Raw genomic sequence first — 22282 nt, 5'->3', positions numbered from 1 at the left:
TTTAATCTTATTGGGGAATGGATAAATCGGATAGCTTCATCACAATTGAAAAGCAAATTTATACAGATGAAAAAATTACTCGTTATATTATCATTAGCTGGCTCCATCGGATTTATAGGTTGTGCCGATCTGGATATCACGCCAAAAAATATTGTCACAGATCAAGATCTATTGAATACCCCAGCCGGTATGGATATCTATATGGCTCGGATGTACAGCCTAATGCCTTTGGAAGATTTTAAGTATATGGCACAATGGGGGATAGAATTCAATGGTTGGCTGGCTGCCATTGGCATTGAAGGAACGGGCGAAGCTGTGACTAGGGATGGAATTAGTACTTCGTTTACTGGCGAGCGGACAGCGTATTGGGAAAGAGCGTTCGAATTACTTCGGGATGCCAATCATCTCATTGAAACTCTACCGAATTACAAGGATAAATTTTCTGAAGAACTTTATAATCATTACTTAGGTGAGGGATACTATGTTCGGGCAACCGTATTCTACGCCATGGCACGACGCTTCGGGGGAATTCCTTTGGTGACGAAAGAACTGCAATATCCGAATACATTGGATAATCTGGAAATACCTCGTTCCAGTGAGGAAGATACCTGGAACCAAATCCTTAAAGACTACGATGAGGCCATTAAATTACTCATGGCGAAGAGTCCCAAAACAGGTTATTCCAACAAGTTTGTAGCCCTGTCTTTTAAGTCCGAAGCCATGCTCTATGCTGGAAGTGTGGCCAAATATAATGAAACTGTTTCTGGTCGCTTGACTGGTCTGGGAAGAAAAACTGGTGTACGGGTGATCGGTTTCGATGCCACCACAGCAAGAGCTGCATCACAAAAGTACTTTGGAGAAGCTTACGCCGCAGCTCGACAGGTAATAGCAGCTGGGGGCTATTCGCTGTATAAAAAGAAATGGGCAGCGAACGATAAAGAAGCTCAGTATCAAAATATGGTGGACATGTTTAGTGACCTCAGTAGTCCGGAAAATATATACGTTAAACAATATGTTTATCCGACATTGACACATAGTTTTGATGCATTTAGTTCGCCCTTCACTTTTCGATCGCCACTGTCTGCGGGTACTTGTCCAACGGTAGATTTTATGGAACTGTTTGATGGATTTGACAAATACGCCGACGGCACAGTTAAAGTGACTACCGGACAAAGCAGCAAGGACGGGGAGTATAGACTGTACGACAAACCGATGGACTTCTTTAAAAATGCTGAACCTCGCTTGCGTGCTTATGTTATCTTTCCCGATGATATTTTTAAGGATCGAAAAATGGAAATACGGGCGGGCATTTACACCGGTTCAGCACCCATAAAACCGCTGTTCACGGATTATTCTTATGCAAGCGCGGATACACGTTACCAACAGCTGGGTGCTTACACAGGTTCACCAAAGACGCTTTACCTGAGTCCAAGAGATGGTGGTGGTCAGCAAACTGTTGATTATAATGGACAAAAAATGAATGCTGCCGGAAACGAAGGACCATTCTTCGATAATGGTGAAGCGACATTAACTGGTTTTTATGTGCGTAAATGGCTGAATACAAATCCAGCAAAAGAATTAGGGGAAGGGAAATCTGATCAGCCCTTTATTTTAATGCGTTACGCTGAGGTCTTATTAAATGCAGCTGAAGCAGCTGTCGAACTCAAAATGCTGGGTGCGAATCCTACTGATGGAAGCGACCCTTTACAGATGGCAACCAGTGCTGTCAATGAGATTCGCTCGCGCGCGGGAGCAGATTTGCTAACAGGTGCGATCTCTGGAGATAATACCGGAAGAGATATTGTCCGGAGAGAGCGTCGCAAGGAACTTGCGTTTGAACATAAAGCAAAATGGGATTTGCGTCGATGGCGAGTGCTGCATTTTGAAGGCCGGGATGGTTTTTGGGGAACACAGAAGGATAAAAATTTATATAGCAACAATGAAAATTTTAGGTTCAGGGGGTTATATCCATTTTTTTCCACCTCAACGGGTAAATACTTCTTTGATGCACGATTTCAATGGGTAAGTACCAAAACATTCCGGTATACACCTATAGACTATTATTTTGAAATCCCCGGAGGAGAGGTAGCGAAAAGTCCCGTGATTGACCAGCAACCTAACCGATAAACAAGTATGCTGTGCTGAGAGCGTAGAGGCGCTAAGCACAGGTCACTTGGAAGGCCTGAAATTCTAATAACAAAGTGAATGACTGGTGGAGCAGCGTTCCGGAAAATAGCAAGCAAATCAATTCGGAATATTCAAACCATCACTAAACGTAAAAGAGATGAAAAATAGTATTTTCGGCGCGATAGGCATCCTATGTATGCTAAGTTCGTGCAGCCTTTTTGAGGCAGATAATTATGAAGCGCCTTCGGTGGCATTAAAAGGTGTTGTGGTCGACGCATCGACCGGCGAACCCATATTGACCGATCAGGGAAGTGAGGGGATTCGCGTTCGGTTAAAAGAACTCAGTTGGGGCGATAATGTGGAACACAACCCTGATTTCTATTGTATGCCTGACGGAACGTTTCAGAACACGAAATTGTTTAAAGGTAATTACAATATCACTGTTGATGGACCTTTTATTCCATTGGTGCGTACCGATGGCGATGGGAAGGTGCTATCAGATGACAGCAAAAACATGGAGCTGAATGGCTCTCATGAAATCAAGATGGAGGTGCATCCTTTTCTCAAAGTCGAATGGGTCGGAAATCCGGTTGTGGAAAACGGAAAGGTAAAAGCCAAGGTAAAAGTTACCCGCGCCATAACCGAACAGTTTTTTCGGGATAAAATTGAACCTTTGGGAAATTATAATGGGGATTTTTTAAATGTGACAGATATACAATTCTTTGTCAGCTATTCCTCCACGGTAGGGTATAGAGCGCGGGACGAACGTTGGTCTAGCAAAATCGAGTATGGGGGCAACAGTTTTAAGGCAAAATTAGGGCAGGTTATTGATCTCGAATCTGTGGGAGAAATCCCAAAAGGGCGGACTGTTTTCATTCGGGCAGCCTCGCGAATTAATTACGACACTCCCCGTGGAACCGGAACGCGCAGATGGAATTACAACGAAGCCAAAAGGGTCGATATTCCCTAAGGGAATCTGTAGCCATGTTGAGCCACTCTGTTAAAAATACCATGATAAAATTTGAATTTTCAATAGGACTGGCTCACTCCTCATTTGCTTGATCTAATGGGTTAAACCTGTTGAATAGTAGGGGGAATATAGGCGTAAACCGTACGTAAAGAAATAGACAATAAATTATGATAAAAACGAATATACTCTCGTTAATAATGTTGGCGGCGTTGACGACGGTCGCCCAAGAGAGAGATCCGGTAAAGACGACATTTCAAACCTCCAGCGAGTGGCGCCCTACAATCGATAATCGGGCGGACGCGGTGATGGTCTATGGAACAGAAGGGAATCCATCCGACAAATCCCGAAAGCCCCCTTTTGAAGAACGTGTCAAGTCCTGGCGCGATAAGGGGTATATTGTTCATTTTATGACTGGGATTGCCTGGGGCGAGTACCAAGATTACTTTACAGGGAAATGGGATGGGAAGATGCACTTGGATGAGGGACAGGTCGATGTCAAAGGCGATACCATCTGGCATGGTCATATGGTACCCTATATCGTTCCTACTGAAAATTATTTAAAATATATCAAGCAGATGCATGTCAAAAGGGTCATTGATGCTGGCATCGACGCCATATTTATGGAAGAACCCGAATTCTGGGCATGTGCCGGATACAGTGAATCGTTTAAAAAAGAATGGAAAAAATACTATGGTTTTGAATGGCGACCACAGCATGAGTCGCCAGAGAACACCTACTTATCCAATAAGTTAAAGTATGCTTTATATCTCCATGCGCTGAATGAAGTCTTTACTTATGCTAAATCTTACGGTAAAACCAAAGGGATGGACGTAAAATGTTATGTGCCGACGCACTCTTTGATCAATTATTCGCAATGGATGATCGTCAGTCCCGAAGCGAGTTTGGCTTCTCTTCCCTGTGTGGATGGTTATATCGCGCAGGTATGGACAGGAACTTCACGTGAACCGAATTATTTTAATGGATTAGCGAAAGAACGCGTTTTCGAGACGGCATTTTTGGAATATGGTGCAATGGAATCTATGACGGCTCCTACCGGACGGAAGATGTTTTTTTTGACAGATCCGATCGAAGATTGGCCCCGGGATTGGGCCGATTATAAGAAAAACTATCAGGCGACATTCACAGCACAGCTTTTATATCCAAATATCGCCAATTATGAGGTGATGCCCTGGCCCGAACGTATTTATGAGGGACTGTATAAAACAAGCCCTAATAATGATCAAAAAGAAAAAATACCAAGACATTATTCGACCCAGATGCAGGTTATGATCAATAGCCTGAACAGTATGCCCAAATTAACCGGCAAAGTCTCTGGATCGACAGGGATCAGTGTGCTTTTGGCAAATTCATTGATGTTCCAGCGTTTTCCGACACATGCCGGATATGATGATCCACAACTAGCCAACTTTTATGGACTCGCCCTTCCTTTCCTAAAACGCGGGGTACCTATAAAAACAGTTCATTTGGAGAATTTAGCGGTCAAGAATGCCCTCGCGGACACGAAAGTCCTGCTCATGTCTTATTCCAATATGAAGCCATTAGCCCCTGAAGCACATCAGTACCTTGCAGATTGGGTAAAAAATGGTGGCGTCTTGATGTATTGTGGAACGGATCTTGATCCTTTTCAATCGGTGCAGGAATGGTGGAATAGGAATGGTAGAAAGTATCAAAGGCCATCCGATCATCTATTTGAGCAGATGGGACTGAAGGACGAAATGGCAAAAGAGGGAAAATACAGGTATGGGAAAGGCACTTTGTACGTATTACGATCCGATCCTAAGGAATTTGTGATTAAACCTGATAACAGTCAGAAACTGCTGGATGTGACCAAGAATCTTTATGAAAGTAATGGTAAAGGGGAAAAGCTGCAATTTAAAAATTATTTTACACTGACGCGAGGCAATTACGATCTGGTAGCTGTATTGGATGAGAGTGTGAGCAATCTTCCTTATCAGGTTAAGGGAAATCTAATCGATCTTTACGATCCGACTTTGCCCATTATCACGTCTAAAATTATACAGCCGAATGAGCAGTGTTTGTTTGTGAATATCGATCACATAAAGAACAAACAACAACAACAGGTGTTGGCCTCCTCAAGTCGTATCTACAACGAAATAACGGCTAATCATCGGTATTCATTTACTGCAAAAAGCCCGATTAATACGACCAACATTTCGCGTATATTATTGCCTAATAAGCCAAAGCGTATTTTGGTAGGTAAACACAATGTCTTTTCAGAAGCAAATTGGGATACGAGAACAAAAACCTATTTACTGGGATTTGAAAATAGTCCTGATGGTGTGCAGGTAGATATTGAATGGTAACCTCGATGTTAAGATAAAGATACCAATCTGTATCAGGAAAACCTGAGCTAAAATATGCTTCAATCGGCAGATCCGATTCTAAAAAAAGAACCAGATTCCTAGCAAATCTGGTTCTTTTATTTATTCCAATTGAAGAGCAATTTGAATTTAATTTCGGACATATGTATTGAAAGGCTGCCTGTTAACCTAAGTTTAATGTGTCTAGAATGGAGATTATGGTTCAAGTAATAGGTCACCTCGATTGTGATTCCTGAAATTCAGTTGGACTTTGTCCAAACTGTTTTTGAAAATTACGCGAAAAATGTGTTGCGGAACTGTAACCTAGTAAATTTGAAATTTCGTACACTTTATACTGTTTTTGAATAAGCAGTTCTGCTGCTTTTCGGAGCCTGGTCAAATTAATCAATTCATTGGGCGAGAGGCTCGATACAACATTGATTTTGCGGTACAGTGTAGGCCTACTCATACAGAGAATGTCGGCCATGCGGTCCACATTGAACTGTGGATCATCGAGGTGCTGCATAATAATTTCTTCAATCTTCAGCAAGAACTCCTGTTCACTTTGATTTTGGCCAATCTGCTGTATTTGGGACATTGGATTTTTGATAAAAAACTCTTTAACCTTTATCCGGTTCTTTAACAAGCTAGCTATTTGCGCCCTCAAAAAAGCAGGCGAAAAAGGTTTTTCAATGTAAGCATCAGCACCAAATTCCAGCCCTTGAATTTTTGATTCAATACTATTTTTTGCAGTCAAAAGTATCACTGGAATGTGTGCATAAGCGATATTTTCCTTGATTCTTTGACAAAGCTCAAAACCATCCATTTCCGGCATCATTACATCGCTTACAATCAGATCGAAATATTCAGAAGCTAGTAAATCCAACGCTTGCTTTCCATTAGAACTTGTCGTTATCTGATAATCTTCATTGAGATCATCTGCGATGAATTCGAGCAGTTCGGTATGGTCATCTACTAGTAATAAATTGGATTTGGCATTCATAATTATGGATTTGTATTGTGATTCAAAGGTAACGTCAAAGTGAATACGTTCAATTGAAGGTCATTTGTAGTATATAACAAGGTACCTTGGTGTTTCAACGTTAGGGATCTTGTCAATGCCAAGCCCAGACCACTTCCAGGAACATTCTTATTTTGTTTTAAGCGATTGAATGGTTCAAAAATTCTTTCCCTTTCTTCTGAAGGAATTAAAGCGCCGTCGTTTTTCACGGTCAATATAAAAATATTTTTCTGTATATCCATATTCAAATTTACCTCAATAAAGGATAAGGAATATTTAAGGGCATTATTCAATAGGTTATAGCATATCTTGTCAAATGCGTCCGCATCGATTTGACCGATAATATCGGGCATAACTTGCGATACAATCTGTTTTCCTTGCGACTGTAAAGTCACTGTAAAGTTACCGATGATTTCCTGAACCATCAGGCTGATGTTTTCTGATTCAAAGTGCAATTTAAACCCTTCCGTTTCGACTTTCCTAAAATCCAGCAATTGATTGCTAAGGGCAATTAGTTTCTCCGTGTTGTTTTGCATGGTCAATAATAGTTTGTCGGTGACGGGATTGTGATCTACCTTATCCATAAGTTTTTCTAAGGGGGCTTTGATCAAGGTCAATGGCGTGCGTATTTCATGCGCAACATCGGTATAGAAATTGATTTTTGAACGATAGAGTTCTTGTTCGCGTAGGTTCTGTACGGTTAAGAGATGTTGTCGATTGCGTTGTTTGATCTTTTCATTAAAATGATAAATTATAAATATAATCAGTCCAGCGGCTATTAATGCGTAGCAAATAAAGGCCGGTACACTTGCCCAGATCGGTGGAAGGATCGTGATTTTAAGACTAGCAAAAGTAGGGATTGTATTGCCATTGGGATCTTCTGCTTTTACTGTAAAAATATATTTTCCGGGAGAGAGCTTGGTAAAATATGCACGTTGATTGCTTGTAATGTCTATCCACTTGTCGTCAAGGCCTTCCATCTTATAACTATAATGAATAGAGTGGGGGGCTTGATAATGCAAAGCCGCAAAATCAAGGCTGAAGGATGATTCGTCGTGTTTTAGTTTTATATTCTTAGTGAATAATATTGATTTGGATAGAATATTGGGATCGGTATATTGATTGATCGCTCTGTTGTTGATGTAAAAATTAGTGATATAAATCGGTATTTGATTCTTATAGTTAATTTGGTTTAGCTTTTCCGGATTGAAGCGAATAAGTCCATTGATGGTGCCGAAATAGAAGTTTCCATTGTCATCATCAAAAGATGAATTGTAATTGAACTGAATAGTCGGAAGGCCTGACTCCAAGTTGAAAATCCGTTTTCTACCATTGGGAAGGTGGTAGCGTACCAAGCCCTTAGACGTACTCACCCAAAGATTATTTTGTTTATCTTCTAAGAAAGCTAGCGTCACATTACTGGGCATTCCTTCGGCTAGACCAATGTTTTGAAAGCCCTCTTGATTTATTTTTTTCTTTGCCATTCCACCTTCTGTGGCTATCCAAATCTGCTGTTGAGAATCCTCAAATAAGCTATTGATCCTATTATTTGGCAAGGAGCTAGGGTCGTTCTGCCGATGTGTGTAATGTTTGAAGTAACGCGTCGTCGGGTGATAACAAAACAATCCATCTCGCCACGTACCTACCCAGATATTCCCCTTTTTATCTTCCAAAATGCTTGTGTAAAACATATATTCTGGAACATTATTGATGAGGTGGAACGATTTTTTATCAAAATCAAAGCGGTATAATCCACGCGTTGAAGCTACGAGAATATCCCCTTTCCGGGTTTTATAGAGATAAAATAGAAAATTACTTTGAAGATCGGATGATGCCACTTTACTGTTGCGGTCGATGTGATAGATAACTTTTTGAAGCTTGGGCGAAAAAATGTCGAGACCATTGACGAAAGTGCCTATCAGCAATTTGTCGCCAATAGGGAGAATTCCATGGATGTTGTTATTTGCCAGATTGCCTTGTTTGTCCGAGAAGTTTTGAATTCTACCCGATATGGGGTCGAGTTTTGATAATCCACCGTTTTCGGTGCCTATCCAGATATTATGGTCGATATCCTTTTTTATAATGCGTACGGCCGACCCTTTTAAGCTCCCTGGGCGGTCCTGTGGCAGGAATTTTTCGATTATACTGTTGTTTTTATGATAATAGTTGATTCCACCAAAATACGTTCCCAACCAGATACCTTCGTCTTTATCCTGTAAAACGTTATAAATAGCATTGTCGGATATGCCCCAAGGGTTTTCTTGCTCTTTTTGAATATTGATGAATTGTTGACTAGCTATTTGATATATAAAGAGACCAGATTCTGTTGCAAACCAATATTCATGATCGTTTGGCTGTAAAATATCTCTTACATAGAGAAATTGCTTCAATTGTTGGGGGCCCAGTATGGGTTTAAGCGATTTGTCTTTGAATCGGTAGCTATAGACCCCGCTTTTGGAAGTGCCGATCAATAGATCTCCTTCGCGATTTTCTTTTATTTTCTCAATACTAAACCAATCTTTAGCACCATATTTTGCTTGAAAGTCGAGCATCAGCACAGGGGTGCCCGCAGCATCTATTTGGAAAATCTTCCCTTCAGGAGTGCCAAAAAACACCGTTCCGTTTTTCGTGCAGCTGATGGAGGTGATGTACAGGTCTGATTTAGTCAATTGTCGAATTTCATGACTCATCAAATCATGGTAATAGAGCATTCCATTGGATATAAACCAAATCTTTTTGCGTTGATCGGTAATGATAACAGGGACATCTGCATTTTCAAATTGTTTGCTCAAAAGTCTAAATTGTTCATCCACGGGATCGTAGCAATAGATTCCCTGATCTGTACCAATCCATATTCTTTTTCGAAAGTCTTCTGTCAGCGAAATGATGTTGTTGCCACCTAGGTTGTTTTTACCAAGGCTCGGGGCGTCAAAATGTTTGAAATTATTGCCGTCGAAGCGATTTAACCCATCCTTCGTACCAAACCAAAGAAAGCCTTGACTGTCCTGCATACTACAGATAACTGCATTGTTTGATAATCCTTCATTAATTTGATAATGACTAAAATAATAGGGCTGTGCATAGAGCAACCGTGGAAGAAACAGAAAGAATAGAAAGCGTAGAGACTTCAGGTTGATCATGATCATTTGGTTATTGATACAAAATAGTGCTAAAATGAAACAATTTAATCTTAAAATTTCTCAAAAATTTAAGACTTTAGCCTATGTATAGTAATCGCTAAAATTATAAAAAAATCTAGAAAAGGACACAAGTTCTATCTAAACAAAGATTATAAACCATTTTAAAATACGACGAATGAAAGGAAAAATGACCTTGCTTGGTCTTTCTGCAATGCTCGCTTTTTGTGTGTCTTGTCAGCAATCGACTGGTTCCAAAACTCCTAAAGCAGATTCTTTAGCGGCCCTGATGGATACTGTGCAGTTCCGCGCAACCATTGATCAAAAACAGGCTTACCTCTATAAATTGAGCAATAAAAATGGCGTGCAGGCTTACTTCACCAATTTTGGCGCACGATTAGTCGGTTTGTGGGTTCCAGATAATAAAGGGGAGTTATGCGATGTAGTTTTAGGATTTTCTAAAGCTTCTGATTATAATAATCCAAAAGAGCCATTTTTCGGTACCATTGTTGGACCTTTTGGCAATCGTATCGCCGGAGGGAAATTTAAACTGGGTGACGAAACCTATACGTTGGCGGTAAATAATGGTCCCAATACCTTACATGGCGGTTTCAAAGGGGTGCATTTTGCCCATTGGTCATTAAAATCTTCCGATCCATCATCGCTTACTTTTGCCTATACCTTACCGGACGGAAATGAGGGCTTTCCGGGCAATATTCAAATGGAAGTGACGTATACGCTTAACGACGATAACGAATTGATGATTGGTTACCGGGCTACCTCCGATAAAAAGACGGTGATCAACTTAACAAATCATGCTTACTTTAATTTAAATGGTGAGGGAAGCGGTACAATTCTGGATCATCAACTTCAGTTGTTTGCCAACCAATATACACCTGTTGACAGCACCTTGATACCTACTGGACAGTTGACTTCGGTGAAAGGAACCCCTTTTGATTTCACGAATTTAAAGTCGATTGGAGAAGATATCAACGCAAATGACCAGCAACTTAGCTTTGGAAAGGGATATGATCATAATTTTGTATTGAGTAGAGAAAAGGAAGGAGACTGGTATAAAGCGGCGCATGTGGTCGGTGATAAATCAGGTGTCGTCATGGATATATTGACGGCTGAACCGGGTATACAGTTTTACAGTGGCAATTTTATGAATGAGCAGGTACAATTGAAGAATGGAAAAAAAGATTCATTTCGCACCGCTTTTTGTCTAGAACCGCAGCATTTCCCGGATGCTCCGAATCAACTTGCTTTTCCAACTACAGTCCTTAACCCTGGAGAAGTTTATCATACGAAATCCCTGTATCGTTTTTCGGTAAAATAATATATATTTAATAGTGATTGGTTTGAAAGTGCACCGCTGTGAAGTGGTGCGCTTTCTTCATTTAATAGGCTTAAATGCATTTTGCAGTTGCGTTTTATTGATTTGATACAAATAGGCAGTTTTTTGAGAAAAATCAATCATCCAACTCATTCATTAAACCTTATTTTTGGATAATCTGTTATAAACTAATCAAGCCAACAATGACGAAAAAAATCGGTTTATTATCTTATTTGATTGGAATTTGTTTTCTAAGTTCAGCGCAAAGCAATGTCGTAATTGCTGTTGATCATTTGCCGGTGCAGGGGAAAAATTTAAACTATATTAATAACCGATTGCCTTTAAAACAGAATGCCCTGCTAAAATTACCTGTAGGAAGCATCGTACCCGAAGGTTGGCTTGGGAAATATCTGCAGCTGCAGAAAGATGGTCTTACAGGCCATCTGGGAGAAATTAGCGCTTGGCTATCCAAGAAAAATAATGCTTGGCTAAGTACAGATGGGAAAGGAGACTATGGCTGGGAAGAAGTTCCTTATTGGTTAAAAGGCTACGCTAATTTGGGCTACATCTTGAAGGATACTAAAATCATAGCTGAGTCAAAGATCTGGTTAGAAGCGGCCCTTAAAAGCCAGCTTCCTGATGGATACTTTGGCCCATTGATCCTGCGTAATAACAAACCGGACCTTTGGGGTAATATGTTGATGTTATGGTGCCTGCAATCCTATTATGAATATAGCGGTGACCAGCGTGTTTTAACGTTGATGACCAATTATTTTAAATGGCAGGCCAATTTGCCGGATAGTTTTTTTCTCAAGGATTATTGGGAGAACAGTCGTGGTGGTGACAATTTGCTATCCGTTTATTGGCTCTATAATAGAACACAAGGTAATGACTGGTTGATGGATTTGGCGGATAAAATCCATCGGAATACCGCCAATTGGCGGCAGAAAGACGATTTGCCCAATTGGCATAACGTCAATGTTGCCCAATGTTTCAGAGAGCCAGCAACCTATTATTTGAAAAGCCAGTCGAGTGACGATCTGAAAGCGACCTACGCTAACTTTCATTATGTCCGGCAGGTATTTGGTCAGGTTCCAGGGGGTATGTTCGGTGCAGATGAAAATGCACGTCCAGGATATACCGACCCCCGTCAAGGGGTAGAAACCTGTGGTATGGTGGAACAGATGGCCTCTAACGAGATCCTTCTCGGAATAACCGGAGACCCTTTTTGGGCAGATCATGCTGAAGAAGTTGCATTTAATACCTACCCCGCAGCTGTAACAGCCGATTTTAAAGCGCTAAGGTATATTACAAGTCCCAATATGACCATCAGCGACAGTCATAATCATGCTCCTGGAATTGATAACAATGGACCATTCTTAATGATGAATCCCTTCAGTTCCCGCTGCTGTCAGCACAACCACAGTCAGGGTTGGCCATATTATGCCGAACATCTGTACATGGCAACCAATGACAATGGTATTGCGGCGTTATTATATGCTGCATCGAAGGCTGAAATAAAAGTCGGAAACAACCAAGCTGTTCAGATCAAACAACAGTCCAATTACCCTTTTGAAGAGTCTTTGCGATTTGAAATAAGCACCCAGGGTAAAACTGTTGATTTCCCATTTTATCTCCGTATACCTGCCTGGACCAAGCAAGCGAAAGTTACTGTCAATGGTAAAAGCCAGCAGGTTGAAGCTGGAGCAAAATATATTCGGATTGAACGGAAATGGAAAGACGGTGACAAAGTCGAACTCTCCTTACCGATGACCATTGATCTGAAAACATGGAACGCCAATAAAAATTCAGTGAGTATCCAACGGGGACCATTGACCTATGCCCTCAAAATAAAAGAGAACTATGTAAAAAAAGATAGTAAAGCCTCGGCAATTGGCGATTCCAAATGGCAGGAGACTGCAGATCCATCAAAATGGCCATCCTATGAAATCCTTCCTGCAAGTGACTGGAATTACGGACTTGTACAAAATCAGTTGCAAACATTAGACCAATTGAAAGTTGTGAAAAGGGCGTGGCCTAAGGATGCGTTTCCCTTCGATGCAGACGCAGTACCTATTTCTATCCTTGTCAAAGCGAAACGTATTGACGGGTGGAAAATTGATGAAAATGGTCTGACAGGCGTATTGCCACTTAGTCCCGTGGAAAGTATGGGCGAGGTACAGGAAGTCGAACTGATTCCTATGGGAGCAGCACGTTTACGCATTGCTGCTTTTCCAACCGTGAAATAATGTAAATACGATATAAAATAAATGACTTAACGATTTTTATGATGAAGAAAACCTTATTTTTTGCCAGTTTGATGATGGCAGCACAATTGAACTTTGCTCAGGATTGGAAACCCGCGGGGTCACATATATTAACCCCTTGGGGCGAGAAAGTCACAGCACAAAAGCCACATCCTGAATACCCTAGACCACAATTAACCAGAACCAACAATTGGCAAAATTTAAATGGCTTATGGAAATATGCAATTACTCCAGTAGGTAATAAAGAGATTCCGCGTCAATGGGAGGGGAATATCCTTGTTCCTTTTGCTATTGAGTCGGCGTTGTCGGGTGTTGGTAAAGAAGTAGGAAAAGATAAGGCACTATGGTATAATAATACCATAACACTGGATAAGTCTGTCAATAAAAACAAGGTTCTGTTGCATTTTGGGGCAGTGGATTGGCAATGTGATGTGTATGTAAATAGCCAATTGGTTGGAAGACATGAGGGTGGTTTTGCCCCTTTTTCAATGGACGTGACCAGCTTTCTAAAAAAAGGTGTAAAGCAGGAAATTGCCATCCGGGTATGGGATCCTACGGATGATGGACCTCAACCACGCGGTAAACAGGTGAACAAGCCGAATGGGATATGGTATACGCCTGTCACAGGAATATGGCAAACCGTGTGGTTGGAAAGTGTTCCACAATCTTATATTGTTAATACCAAACAAACACCACGATTGGATGAAGGGATCTTAGCATTTCAGGCTACTGTCGAAGAAAGCCAAGCGGGTGATGAAATAAGGGTCCGTGCATTAGATGGGGGGAAAGTTGTGAAAGAACAGGTCGGGCAGCCCAATACATCTTTTGATCTTGCAGTACCTAATTTGCAACCATGGTCGCCGAGTAACCCTAAACTTTATGACTTAGAAATCCAGTTAATTCGTAAGGGCAAGATTGTTGACCAAGCGAAAAGCTATTTTGCCATGCGGAAAATAGCCATGCAAAAAGACGAAAATGGTATTCAGCGGTTGATGCTGAATAATCATTTTACCTTCCAGTATGGCCCATTGGATCAAGGTTGGTGGCCGGATGGATTACATACAGCACCAACGGATGAGGCTTTGAAATTTGATGTGATCAAAACAAAGGAAATGGGATTCAATATGATCCGCAAGCATATCAAAGTAGAGCCGGCGCGCTGGTACCGTTACTGCGACAGTATAGGTATGCTCGTTTGGCAAGATATGCCTAGTGGTGATCTTGGCGGAAATCATTGGGATATGCAGCCAGGAAAAATTTCAGGTGGAAATAGGGATAAACAGCGTTCGCAGGAATCTGAAGGTTACTACAAAAAAGAATGGAAAGCCATTATGGAGGTATTGCATAACTATCCAAGCATTGTTATTTGGGTGCCGTTTAATGAGGCTTGGGGACAATTCAAAACTAAGGAAATTACCGAGTGGACTATGGCTAATGACCCTTCAAGACTGGTTAATAGCGCTAGTGGCGGTAACTTTATGGAAACTGGACATATCTTGGATATCCATAATTACCCAGACGCAGCCATGCCTGATCCAAATTTGTTTGGGGCCAAACAAGTGCTTGCATTGGGTGAATTTGGAGGTTTGGGTTTGCCGATAGATGGACACTCATGGCAACAAAAAGATAATTGGGGATACCAAAGTTTTAAGAATAAAACGGAATTATTGGAGCGTTACAAACGCCTGATCCATGACTTGACACGTCTAATTCCTATGGGATTGTCTGCCGCTGTGTATACCCAGACAACAGATGTGGAAGTAGAAACAAATGGCTTGATGACTTATGACCGTAAAGTTGTCAAAATGCCTGAGGCAGAGTTGAACGCTGCTCATCGTGCGATCTACAATGCACCTGCCAAGTAATTGATAGCGATATGGCCGCAACTCGAGTTGCGGCCTAAATTTAACGGTGAAAATATACCGGTCAACCTAAATCTATTTGATACAAATCAATGAAATTAAAATTACTAATTGCAGCGGCTATTGTATGTCAGTCTGTATCGTCGTTTGCACAAAAACAGCCTCCTAAGAATGACCTTCGGGCGCCTGCCTATCCCTTAATAACAATAGATCCCAATACAAGTGCTTGGTCCTATAGCAACGAATTGAATGCAGATGTTGTCCGCCATTGGACTGGAAAGTCATTTCCTTTACTGGGCGTCCTTAAAGTGGATGGGAGATCCTATCGCTTCCTAGGAAAAGAAGAAGCTGAACCTCTGTCTTTGGCACGGATGGGGGAACATGCGGCCTGGACCGGAAGTTATGTCAATAGCGAACCCGCTTCAGATTGGATGAAACCTTCGTACGATGCAGAGCAATGGAAAATTGGCGTCGCTCCTTTCGGTACCAAAGATAAAGAACCTCAGGTGAATACGGATTGGCAGGAGGCTAAGATCTGGATCAGGAGAGTAATTGAACTTGATGAAGATCTCACCGGAAAACCTGTTTTTATCGAGTTTACGCACGATGATGATGCCATTTTGTATGTCAACGGATTTGAAGTTGTTAATACGGGGAATTCGACAGGCAAAAATAATCGGGTCAAACTGCCCGAACATATCGTGAAGACACTGAAAAAGGGGAAAAATATACTTGCTGGTTATTGCCATAATAGGGTAGCGAATGGTTATTTTGATTTTGGACTGTTTGCAGAAAAAGAAGGTAGTATTCAATTCGAAACGGAAGCAAAGCAGCTTGCCGCCAATGTTCAGGCCACACAAACACATTATTCGTTTGATTGCGGTCCAGTCAATCTAAATATTACTTTTATGGCACCGTTGCTCATGGATAATTTGGACCTAATGTCGCGACCCGTAAATTACCTTTCTTATCAGATTCAGGTAAAGGATGGCAAAAAACATCACGTACAGCTTTATTTGGAAGCTGCTCCAAACTGGGCTTTGAATTCTCCGGCACAAGACGCTGTAAGCCGCTCATTCCGCAGTGGAAACCTGCAGTTTGTGAAGACTGGAAGTAAAAGTCAGCAGATTCTCGAAAAAAAAGGAGATGATTTACGAATAGATTGGGGATATTTTTATATGGCTGGTAACGCTGCAAAAACGAAATCTATTGTTGGCAACAGTCAGGAATTGCGTGTTAAATTTCTAAAAAACGAACACACATTACCTTCAAAAGAAGGTAAGCAGCTGGCTTTAATACAAACTTTTGATGTCTCATCAAGCTATCAGGATAAGATCTTATTGGGGTATGATGACTTGTATTCTATCCAATATTTCGAACAAAATTTACGGCCGTATTGGAATACAAATGGAAATCATACAATTGAGAAACAATTTGAATTGGCCGATAAAGAGTATGCTGCTCTCAAAAAGGCTGCTGATAAATTTGATGCCGAATTATGGAGTACAGCTCTTCGTAATGGGGGAGAGGACTATGCCGCATTGTGTGCCTTGGCCTATCGGCAAGCCATCGCTGCCCATAAACTTGTGAAGGCACCCAATGGCGATCTGCTTTTACTGTCCAAAGAAAATGATAGCAATGGGTCAATAGGAACTGTTGATGTAACCTATCCTTCGGCTCCGATTTTCCTGTACTATAATCCGGAATTGGCAAAAGCGCTAATGAACGCTATTTTTTATTACAGCGAAAGCAATAAGTGGACAAAACCTTTTGCTGCGCACGATGTTGGAACTTATCCGCTGGCAAATGGTCAAACCTATGGTGGAGATATGCCTGTGGAAGAATCCGGAAATATGCTGATACTAACCTATGCATTAGCTAAAGTGGAAGGAAATGCCACTTATGCGAAGAAACATTGCAAAGTGTTGTCGACATGGGCAGATTATTTAGTTGATAAAGGTCTGGATCCCGAAAATCAATTATGTACAGACGATTTCGCTGGCCATTTTGCACATAATGCTAATTTATCCATCAAAGCTATCTTGGGAATTGCTTCTTATGGTTATCTGGCCCAAATGCTCGGTGAAGAGGCTACTGCTAAAAAATACTTGACGGAAGCGAAAGCGATGGCTAAGAAATGGGAAGGCATGGCCAAAGATGGGGATCATTATAAGTTGACTTTTGACAAGGCAGGAACCTGGAGCCAAAAGTATAATATGGTATGGGATAAATTGCTCAAGATGAATATTTTTGATCCTGCTATTCGCGAAACCGAACTAAGCTACTATCTCAGCAAACAAAACCAATATGGATTACCACTGGATAACCGTCAGCCTTACAACAAGACGGATTGGATTATTTGGACGGCGACCATGGCCAATGATAAACCTACATTTGAAACCTTTGTAAAGCCAGTATACCGTTTTATGAATGAGACAACAGATCGGGTTCCGATGTCCGACTGGACGTATACGGATCGACCTAAAAGAGCTGGATTTAAGGCAAGATCCGTTGTAGGAGGCTATTTTATCAAAATGCTGGAAGAGAAATTGGGAAAGGCGAAATAGCGTTTTCCTATGATGTAGAAAATAATATAATAAAATAATAAGATGTTGAATACAATGTTGTTAAGATATTGGATCGGCGGAGTTGTTTTACTGAACGTGTTAAGCTCCTGCGGAAGCTTTTCAGGTTCAGTAACGCAACTTGGACCAGAGACAATTGCAAGGGCTAATAAGGTGCAGCAAAAGACCTATACCAATCCGGTTTTTGAGCCTATACTTGCTGATCCTACAGTTGTTAGAGACCCCAAAAGCAACATGTTTTATGCCTACGGGACAGCCGACAATTGGGGAGATGGCAAAGGGCAGCGTCTGGTATCCATTCTACAATCTTCCGATCTAGTTCAATGGACCTGGATTGGTACAGCCTTCAGCTCAAAACCGAGCTGGAAAGCCGAAGGTGGAATCTGGGCTCCCGACGTAGTAGAGCTCAATGGGAAATACCTGATGTATTATGCCTATTCGACATGGGGAGATCCTAATCCAGGGATAGGAATTGCTCTTGCTGATGCACCGGAAGGACCATTTATAGATCAAGGTAAACTTTTCGATAGCAAGCAGATCAATGTACCCAATTCAATTGACCCTTACTTTTTTATGGAGAATGGACAGAACTATTTGTTTTGGGGTAGTTTTAGCGATGCTGAAACGCAGGGCACTTATGGTGTGGAATTAGATCAAAATGGAACAGCTGTACCTGATCTAAATAAAAAATTTAAAGTTGCTGCCGGTGATTTTGAGGCTGTTGTAATTCATAAGCGGAAAGGGTATTATTACTTTATCGGATCCAAAGGATCTTGTTGTGAAGGGGAAAAAAGCAGTTACCATGTTCTTGTAGGACGGTCTAGAAATTTGAAAGGGCCTTATATGGATCGGGAGGGACGCAATCTGGTACAGCGAGGGAGCGGAACGTTGCTGTTAAGGGGAAATGATCAATTTGTGGGGACAGGTCATACTTCGCGCATTATTACAGACGATAAGGGAAAAGATTGGATACTCTATCATGGTATGGACCCAAAGCAGCCTCGTGTTGCGACGGGTGGAAATCGTCGGATGCTATTTTTGGATCAGATCGTCTGGGATAAGGACTGGCCCAAAATTGAAGGGGCAACCAGTAGTGTTGCAGCGCAACCGGCACCAACATTTAATTTTAAATAGCATTTTCAATAGCTAGCAGCGGATGGCCGATCTTTGTCGGGTAGGACTTCCGCTGCCTATTCCTTACACGATATAGCACCATAAGATACAGCAAAAGAAAAAACATCTCGAAGTGCTGTATGCTGTTTGGAGTGCGATGAACGTTATGGTAAATATTTGTGAGCGGTAGCTAAGTTAAATGGCTATGGAGCCAGCTGCTGATAAACTCAAATACTTCTTTTTTGCATTCTTCATTTAATATTTCATGTCGCATTCCCGGATATAATTTAACCGTAATATCAGCCTGCCCTTGGTTGCGGAGCTGCTCTGCACTTTTTTCAACTCCAGCGCCAAAATCGCCAATTGGATCATCCTGTCCACTGATAAAAGCTATCGGAAGCGTTTTTGGGATAAGCTGTGTAGGAATAGGATCTGTCGCCTGTAGTGAAAGATCCAGTAACGTATGAAACCCATTATTGGTAAATAGACCTCCGCAGAGTGGATCTTCCAAAAAAGAAATACGATTTGTCTTATTAACGCTTAGCCAATTGCTGTGACGTTGGTTCGGTTCGTTCTTAAAACGGGCGTTGTTGCGTTTGTCAAAAATACGATTAATCAATTTACTTCTTTTTTTTGGTGCAACAGTATTTAGAAAAGCGAGTAAAAGATGAAAAGCGGTGGAGCCCTTTTGGCGCTGTCCGGTACCCACAATTATCGCCCCCTTAAATTGGCCCCCAATTTTTTGTAATACGCAACGTGTAACAAAGGATCCCATAGAATGTCCTAAAATAAATTGCGGTGTTTTTGGATAGGCTTCCCGTAAAAAACTACTCATCGCAATTGCGTCATCGACAAGTTGTTCTTTAGCCTTTTCTTTTTGGAAATAGCCCAAAAGATCGGGTTGTGAAGCCGTTAATCCGTGTCCCAATTGGTCGTAGGTTAAAACTGCAAATTGCTGAGCTGTCAAATAACTGGCCAGTTCCTGATATCGACCACTGTGCTCTTGCATACCATGGATGATGAGGATCGTGGCCAATACAGGATGATCTGTAGGCTCATAGAAGTTATAAGAAATTTTATACTTATTTTCTGCCGTATTAACGGCATAAAAATTTGACGATACCCTATTCATGGTGCGTTTTGTTATTTATAGTAAACTAAGACAAATTTATGGTATTTACAAGGTCAGTAATCGTTGTAGCTTCCAAGAACATTACTTTTATTGCCTAAAATAGGGACAAAAAAAAGCGCTATTAATTTTGTTGTTTGAGCATATTTTTTAGATTTTACTTAATTTAGAATGTACAAAGCGTACACGGAACAAGAAGAAAAGAAACCTGAGATGTTGTTCATGATGCGGAGTGAGCGAGAAGAGATTGCTGTAAATAATTTAAAGTAAAAGTTTTGCTGGTTCGTCTAGGCTGCTATGGACATTGCATACCAAAATAATATGGCAGAGAAAAATTCCAGATCATTTACGGATACCGTTAAGACTTATGGGAGTCAGCTGCTGCGTTTTGTTAAGGGGAAAGTAAAGAAAACTGAGGATGCAGAGGATATCTTACAGGAAGTTTGGTATCAATTCAGCCGTTTGACCAATATGGATGAACTGGAGAATGCTGGAGCCTGGCTTTATGCAGTCACACGCAATAAAATTACAGATAGCTATCGAAAAAAGAAAAGTGAATCACTTGATGATCTCATCGCAGGCGACGATGATAGTGAAAGTTCATTTCCCATCCGTCAGTTTCTTTTGGCTGACGACTCCAACAATCCCGAGCTAAAATTATTTAAGGATATTTTTTGGGACGAATTGATGAAAGCATTGGACGAACTGCCCGAAAAGCAACGCCGGGTTTTTATGTTGAATGAACTGGAAGACAAAACACTTCAAGAAATTGCCGTGATGGAAAATGAGCATTTAAAGACAATCATCAGTCGCAAAGGGTATGCAGTGAAGCATCTAAGAGTACGATTGCGGAGTTTATATGAAGAATTAAAATTTTAAGGATTAAGCTATGAATGGAAGAATGAAAAGACAGCGGAAGGGTAAATTCGCTTTTATGTTTGTCGCTATTATTGTTGGTGTTTTTTTATTGGTGGCGTTGTTACAATATTTATGGAATACGTTAATGGTGGATATTTTCCATTTAAAAGCAATTACCTATTGGCAGGCACTAGGACTCTTTGTTTTGTCAAGAATCCTGTTCGGCAGGGGATTTGGTAAACCGGGAGGCGGGAGATTTCGAAAGGCTTTTCCAACTCAAACGGAAAACGGAGAGGATCTTTCCGAAGAGGAGAAGGAGCGTTTGCGTGAGGAATGGAAGCGTCGTTTCAGCGGACGATGCGGATTCTGAAAAAACAATAAAAATTTTAAAGTAAAAACTGTTGTTGGGCGTCTTCTTTTATAAAGGCGCCTTTTTTATGTCGATATACCGAAAGAAATGACAGAACGCGATGATCTGTCAGAATGGATGTTGGCGACACTAAATTAATTACAAATATGAAGGTCAAGAAGAAGTACAATTTCAGACAGATGAAGGTATGTGCTGACGGAAACCTTAAAAAAGATGTATTCAAATGAAAAATAAACTTCGATTTATATTGCCGCGCCTGATCGTGCTTACGGCAATTGCAGGATTAGCAACGCTAATTATTGGGACGATCTTTAAACTCTTGTTGTTTGGAACAGTGTTGTTTGGTATAGGAAGCTTTGCCGCAGCAAGAATGCGCAGAAGAGATCGGCGGGCTTTCCAAATGGACACGGCCCCAGTACACCCGAATGTTCAGCGTCACTATGATACAGTCGTAGCGATCGTGCCATTAAATGCACAAAGCCGTTCGAAGAGAGCGACAATAGTTCCCGTTTATTAATAGCTACAAAAAATCGCGATTGTGGAAACAATCCTGCGATCATCAATTTACACTTAGTATTCAACATTAAAAATTAAAGTCATGTTTAAAAGAGATAATTACAACAGTGGATATTCAAATCATAATAAATTTTGCGGAAAGCATTTCAAGGACCGTTTTGAAAAATTTCAGCAGCATTTTTTTGAAGGCGAACCCATGCAAAGCGGAATGAGACAGCAATTTTTTCCTGTAAATATTGTCGAGAATCAAGAATTCTTTGAAGTACAGCTTTTTGCTGCTGGCCGCAAGAAAGAACAGTTCCAAGTCAGCATCCAAGAAGGGATACTTAAAATTTCATGTACTGCAAATAGACAAGACAATGCCATAGATTATATTTATAAAGAGAACGATGGATTAGCATTTGAGCGTGAATTCCAATTAAATGAACACGTGCTTACCGATAATGTACATGCCAGTTTTGAGGATGGGGTGTTGACGGTCATTCTCCCAAAAGATCTCGAAAAGGTAGCGAGGCCACAAGAGGTTGTTATTGATTAGCAACAAATAGTAAACGTAAATCAGTATTTGAGCTGATTTTGAAAAAGGGCAGCATATAGAAATTAGCTGTCCTTTTTTATTTCTACGTATGTCTATCATACCACTTTCCGT

General features: G+C 41.0%; 15 protein-coding genes. 12 read left to right on the top strand and 3 right to left on the bottom strand.

Annotated features, from left to right (window positions below; translation table 11 throughout):
- The first annotated feature begins 66 nt into the window (after positions 1 to 66).
- The 3 genes from J2X77_RS05710 to J2X77_RS05700 all read left to right on the top strand — a co-directional run bounded on the left by J2X77_RS05710 (position 67) and on the right by J2X77_RS05700 (position 5442).
- Positions 67 to 2127: a RagB/SusD family nutrient uptake outer membrane protein gene (locus J2X77_RS05710; protein ID WP_209574847.1), complete on the top strand. Its 2061-nt coding sequence runs from the start codon at positions 67 to 69 to the stop codon at positions 2125 to 2127.
- 157 nt (positions 2128 to 2284) lie between these two features.
- Positions 2285 to 3097, top strand: coding sequence for a DUF3823 domain-containing protein (locus J2X77_RS05705; protein WP_209574845.1), 813 nt, complete (start codon positions 2285 to 2287; stop codon positions 3095 to 3097).
- 167 nt (positions 3098 to 3264) lie between these two features.
- A complete protein-coding gene (locus tag J2X77_RS05700; protein WP_209574843.1) occupies positions 3265 to 5442 on the top strand; it encodes a hypothetical protein in 2178 nt (725 codons plus the stop codon).
- A gap of 232 nt (positions 5443 to 5674) precedes the next feature.
- Here J2X77_RS05700 and J2X77_RS05695 read toward each other — a convergent pair whose 3' ends face one another.
- On the bottom strand, positions 5675 to 6442 hold the full coding sequence (locus tag J2X77_RS05695) for a response regulator (protein WP_209574840.1): 768 nt from the start codon (positions 6440 to 6442) through the stop codon (positions 5675 to 5677).
- A gap of 2 nt (positions 6443 to 6444) precedes the next feature.
- Positions 6445 to 9600, bottom strand: a complete 3156-nt coding sequence (locus tag J2X77_RS05690; RefSeq protein WP_209574839.1) for a two-component regulator propeller domain-containing protein — start codon at positions 9598 to 9600, stop codon at positions 6445 to 6447.
- A gap of 175 nt (positions 9601 to 9775) precedes the next feature.
- On the opposite strand from J2X77_RS05690, the gene J2X77_RS05685 reads away from it, so the two are divergent.
- The 5 genes from J2X77_RS05685 to J2X77_RS05665 all read left to right on the top strand — a co-directional run bounded on the left by J2X77_RS05685 (position 9776) and on the right by J2X77_RS05665 (position 18781).
- Positions 9776 to 10936 (top strand): aldose epimerase family protein, encoded by a 1161-nt coding sequence (locus J2X77_RS05685; protein ID WP_209574837.1) that lies wholly within the window; start codon positions 9776 to 9778, stop codon positions 10934 to 10936.
- Positions 10937 to 11136: 200 nt separating this feature from the next.
- The gene (locus J2X77_RS05680; RefSeq protein ID WP_209574835.1) at positions 11137 to 13182 is read left to right on the top strand and encodes a beta-L-arabinofuranosidase domain-containing protein; all 2046 of its coding nucleotides are present in this window, start codon (positions 11137 to 11139) and stop codon (positions 13180 to 13182) included.
- A gap of 38 nt (positions 13183 to 13220) precedes the next feature.
- Positions 13221 to 15065: a sugar-binding domain-containing protein gene (locus J2X77_RS05675; protein WP_310079578.1), complete on the top strand. Its 1845-nt coding sequence runs from the start codon at positions 13221 to 13223 to the stop codon at positions 15063 to 15065.
- Positions 15066 to 15154: 89 nt separating this feature from the next.
- Positions 15155 to 17629 (top strand): glutaminase family protein, encoded by a 2475-nt coding sequence (locus tag J2X77_RS05670; RefSeq protein WP_209574832.1) that lies wholly within the window; start codon positions 15155 to 15157, stop codon positions 17627 to 17629.
- A gap of 54 nt (positions 17630 to 17683) precedes the next feature.
- A complete protein-coding gene (locus J2X77_RS05665) occupies positions 17684 to 18781 on the top strand; it encodes a family 43 glycosylhydrolase (RefSeq protein ID WP_209574831.1) in 1098 nt (365 codons plus the stop codon).
- Positions 18782 to 18950: 169 nt separating this feature from the next.
- Here the strand turns inward: J2X77_RS05665 and J2X77_RS05660 are convergent, their stop codons facing one another.
- Complete coding sequence (locus J2X77_RS05660; protein ID WP_209574830.1) at positions 18951 to 19892, bottom strand: alpha/beta fold hydrolase; 942 nt, start codon at positions 19890 to 19892, stop codon at positions 18951 to 18953.
- 318 nt (positions 19893 to 20210) lie between these two features.
- Here J2X77_RS05660 and J2X77_RS05655 point away from each other — a divergent pair, with 318 nt between their 5' ends.
- The 4 genes from J2X77_RS05655 to J2X77_RS05640 all read left to right on the top strand — a co-directional run bounded on the left by J2X77_RS05655 (position 20211) and on the right by J2X77_RS05640 (position 22171).
- The gene (locus tag J2X77_RS05655) at positions 20211 to 20768 is read left to right on the top strand and encodes an RNA polymerase sigma factor (RefSeq protein WP_209574828.1); all 558 of its coding nucleotides are present in this window, start codon (positions 20211 to 20213) and stop codon (positions 20766 to 20768) included.
- Between the two features lie 10 nt (positions 20769 to 20778).
- Positions 20779 to 21117, top strand: coding sequence for a hypothetical protein (locus J2X77_RS05650; protein WP_209574826.1), 339 nt, complete (start codon positions 20779 to 20781; stop codon positions 21115 to 21117).
- Between the two features lie 223 nt (positions 21118 to 21340).
- Complete coding sequence (locus J2X77_RS05645; protein WP_209574824.1) at positions 21341 to 21634, top strand: hypothetical protein; 294 nt, start codon at positions 21341 to 21343, stop codon at positions 21632 to 21634.
- A gap of 81 nt (positions 21635 to 21715) precedes the next feature.
- On the top strand, positions 21716 to 22171 hold the full coding sequence (locus J2X77_RS05640) for an Hsp20/alpha crystallin family protein (RefSeq protein WP_209574822.1): 456 nt from the start codon (positions 21716 to 21718) through the stop codon (positions 22169 to 22171).
- Positions 22172 to 22282: the final 111 nt, after the last annotated feature.

The sequence above is a fragment of the Sphingobacterium sp. 2149 genome, from assembly GCF_031455655.1.
GTDB lineage: Bacteria > Bacteroidota > Bacteroidia > Sphingobacteriales > Sphingobacteriaceae > Sphingobacterium.
Note: the sequence above shows the minus strand (reverse complement) of the source record. Positions and strands in the feature narration are given on the sequence as shown.

Bases quoted from the DNA above. Each gene is read 5' to 3' on its own strand.
- J2X77_RS05640 (WP_209574822.1), top strand. From the start codon at position 21,716: ATGTTTAAAAGAGATAATTACAACAGTGGATATTCAAATCATAATAAA.
- J2X77_RS05670 (WP_209574832.1), top strand. From the start codon at position 15,155: ATGAAATTAAAATTACTAATTGCAGCGGCTATTGTATGTCAGTCTGTA.
- J2X77_RS05710 (WP_209574847.1), top strand. From the start codon at position 67: ATGAAAAAATTACTCGTTATATTATCATTAGCTGGCTCCATCGGATTT.
- J2X77_RS05645 (WP_209574824.1), top strand. From the start codon at position 21,341: ATGAAAAATAAACTTCGATTTATATTGCCGCGCCTGATCGTGCTTACG.
- J2X77_RS05690 (WP_209574839.1), bottom strand. From the start codon at position 9,600: ATGATCAACCTGAAGTCTCTACGCTTTCTATTCTTTCTGTTTCTTCCA.
- J2X77_RS05665 (WP_209574831.1), top strand. From the start codon at position 17,684: ATGTTGTTAAGATATTGGATCGGCGGAGTTGTTTTACTGAACGTGTTA.
- J2X77_RS05685 (WP_209574837.1), top strand. From the start codon at position 9,776: ATGAAAGGAAAAATGACCTTGCTTGGTCTTTCTGCAATGCTCGCTTTT.
- J2X77_RS05655 (WP_209574828.1), top strand. From the start codon at position 20,211: ATGGCAGAGAAAAATTCCAGATCATTTACGGATACCGTTAAGACTTAT.
- J2X77_RS05660 (WP_209574830.1), bottom strand. From the start codon at position 19,892: ATGAATAGGGTATCGTCAAATTTTTATGCCGTTAATACGGCAGAAAAT.
- J2X77_RS05705 (WP_209574845.1), top strand. From the start codon at position 2,285: ATGAAAAATAGTATTTTCGGCGCGATAGGCATCCTATGTATGCTAAGT.
- J2X77_RS05680 (WP_209574835.1), top strand. From the start codon at position 11,137: ATGACGAAAAAAATCGGTTTATTATCTTATTTGATTGGAATTTGTTTT.
- J2X77_RS05675 (WP_310079578.1), top strand. From the start codon at position 13,221: ATGATGAAGAAAACCTTATTTTTTGCCAGTTTGATGATGGCAGCACAA.
- J2X77_RS05650 (WP_209574826.1), top strand. From the start codon at position 20,779: ATGAATGGAAGAATGAAAAGACAGCGGAAGGGTAAATTCGCTTTTATG.
- J2X77_RS05700 (WP_209574843.1), top strand. From the start codon at position 3,265: ATGATAAAAACGAATATACTCTCGTTAATAATGTTGGCGGCGTTGACG.
- J2X77_RS05695 (WP_209574840.1), bottom strand. From the start codon at position 6,442: ATGAATGCCAAATCCAATTTATTACTAGTAGATGACCATACCGAACTG.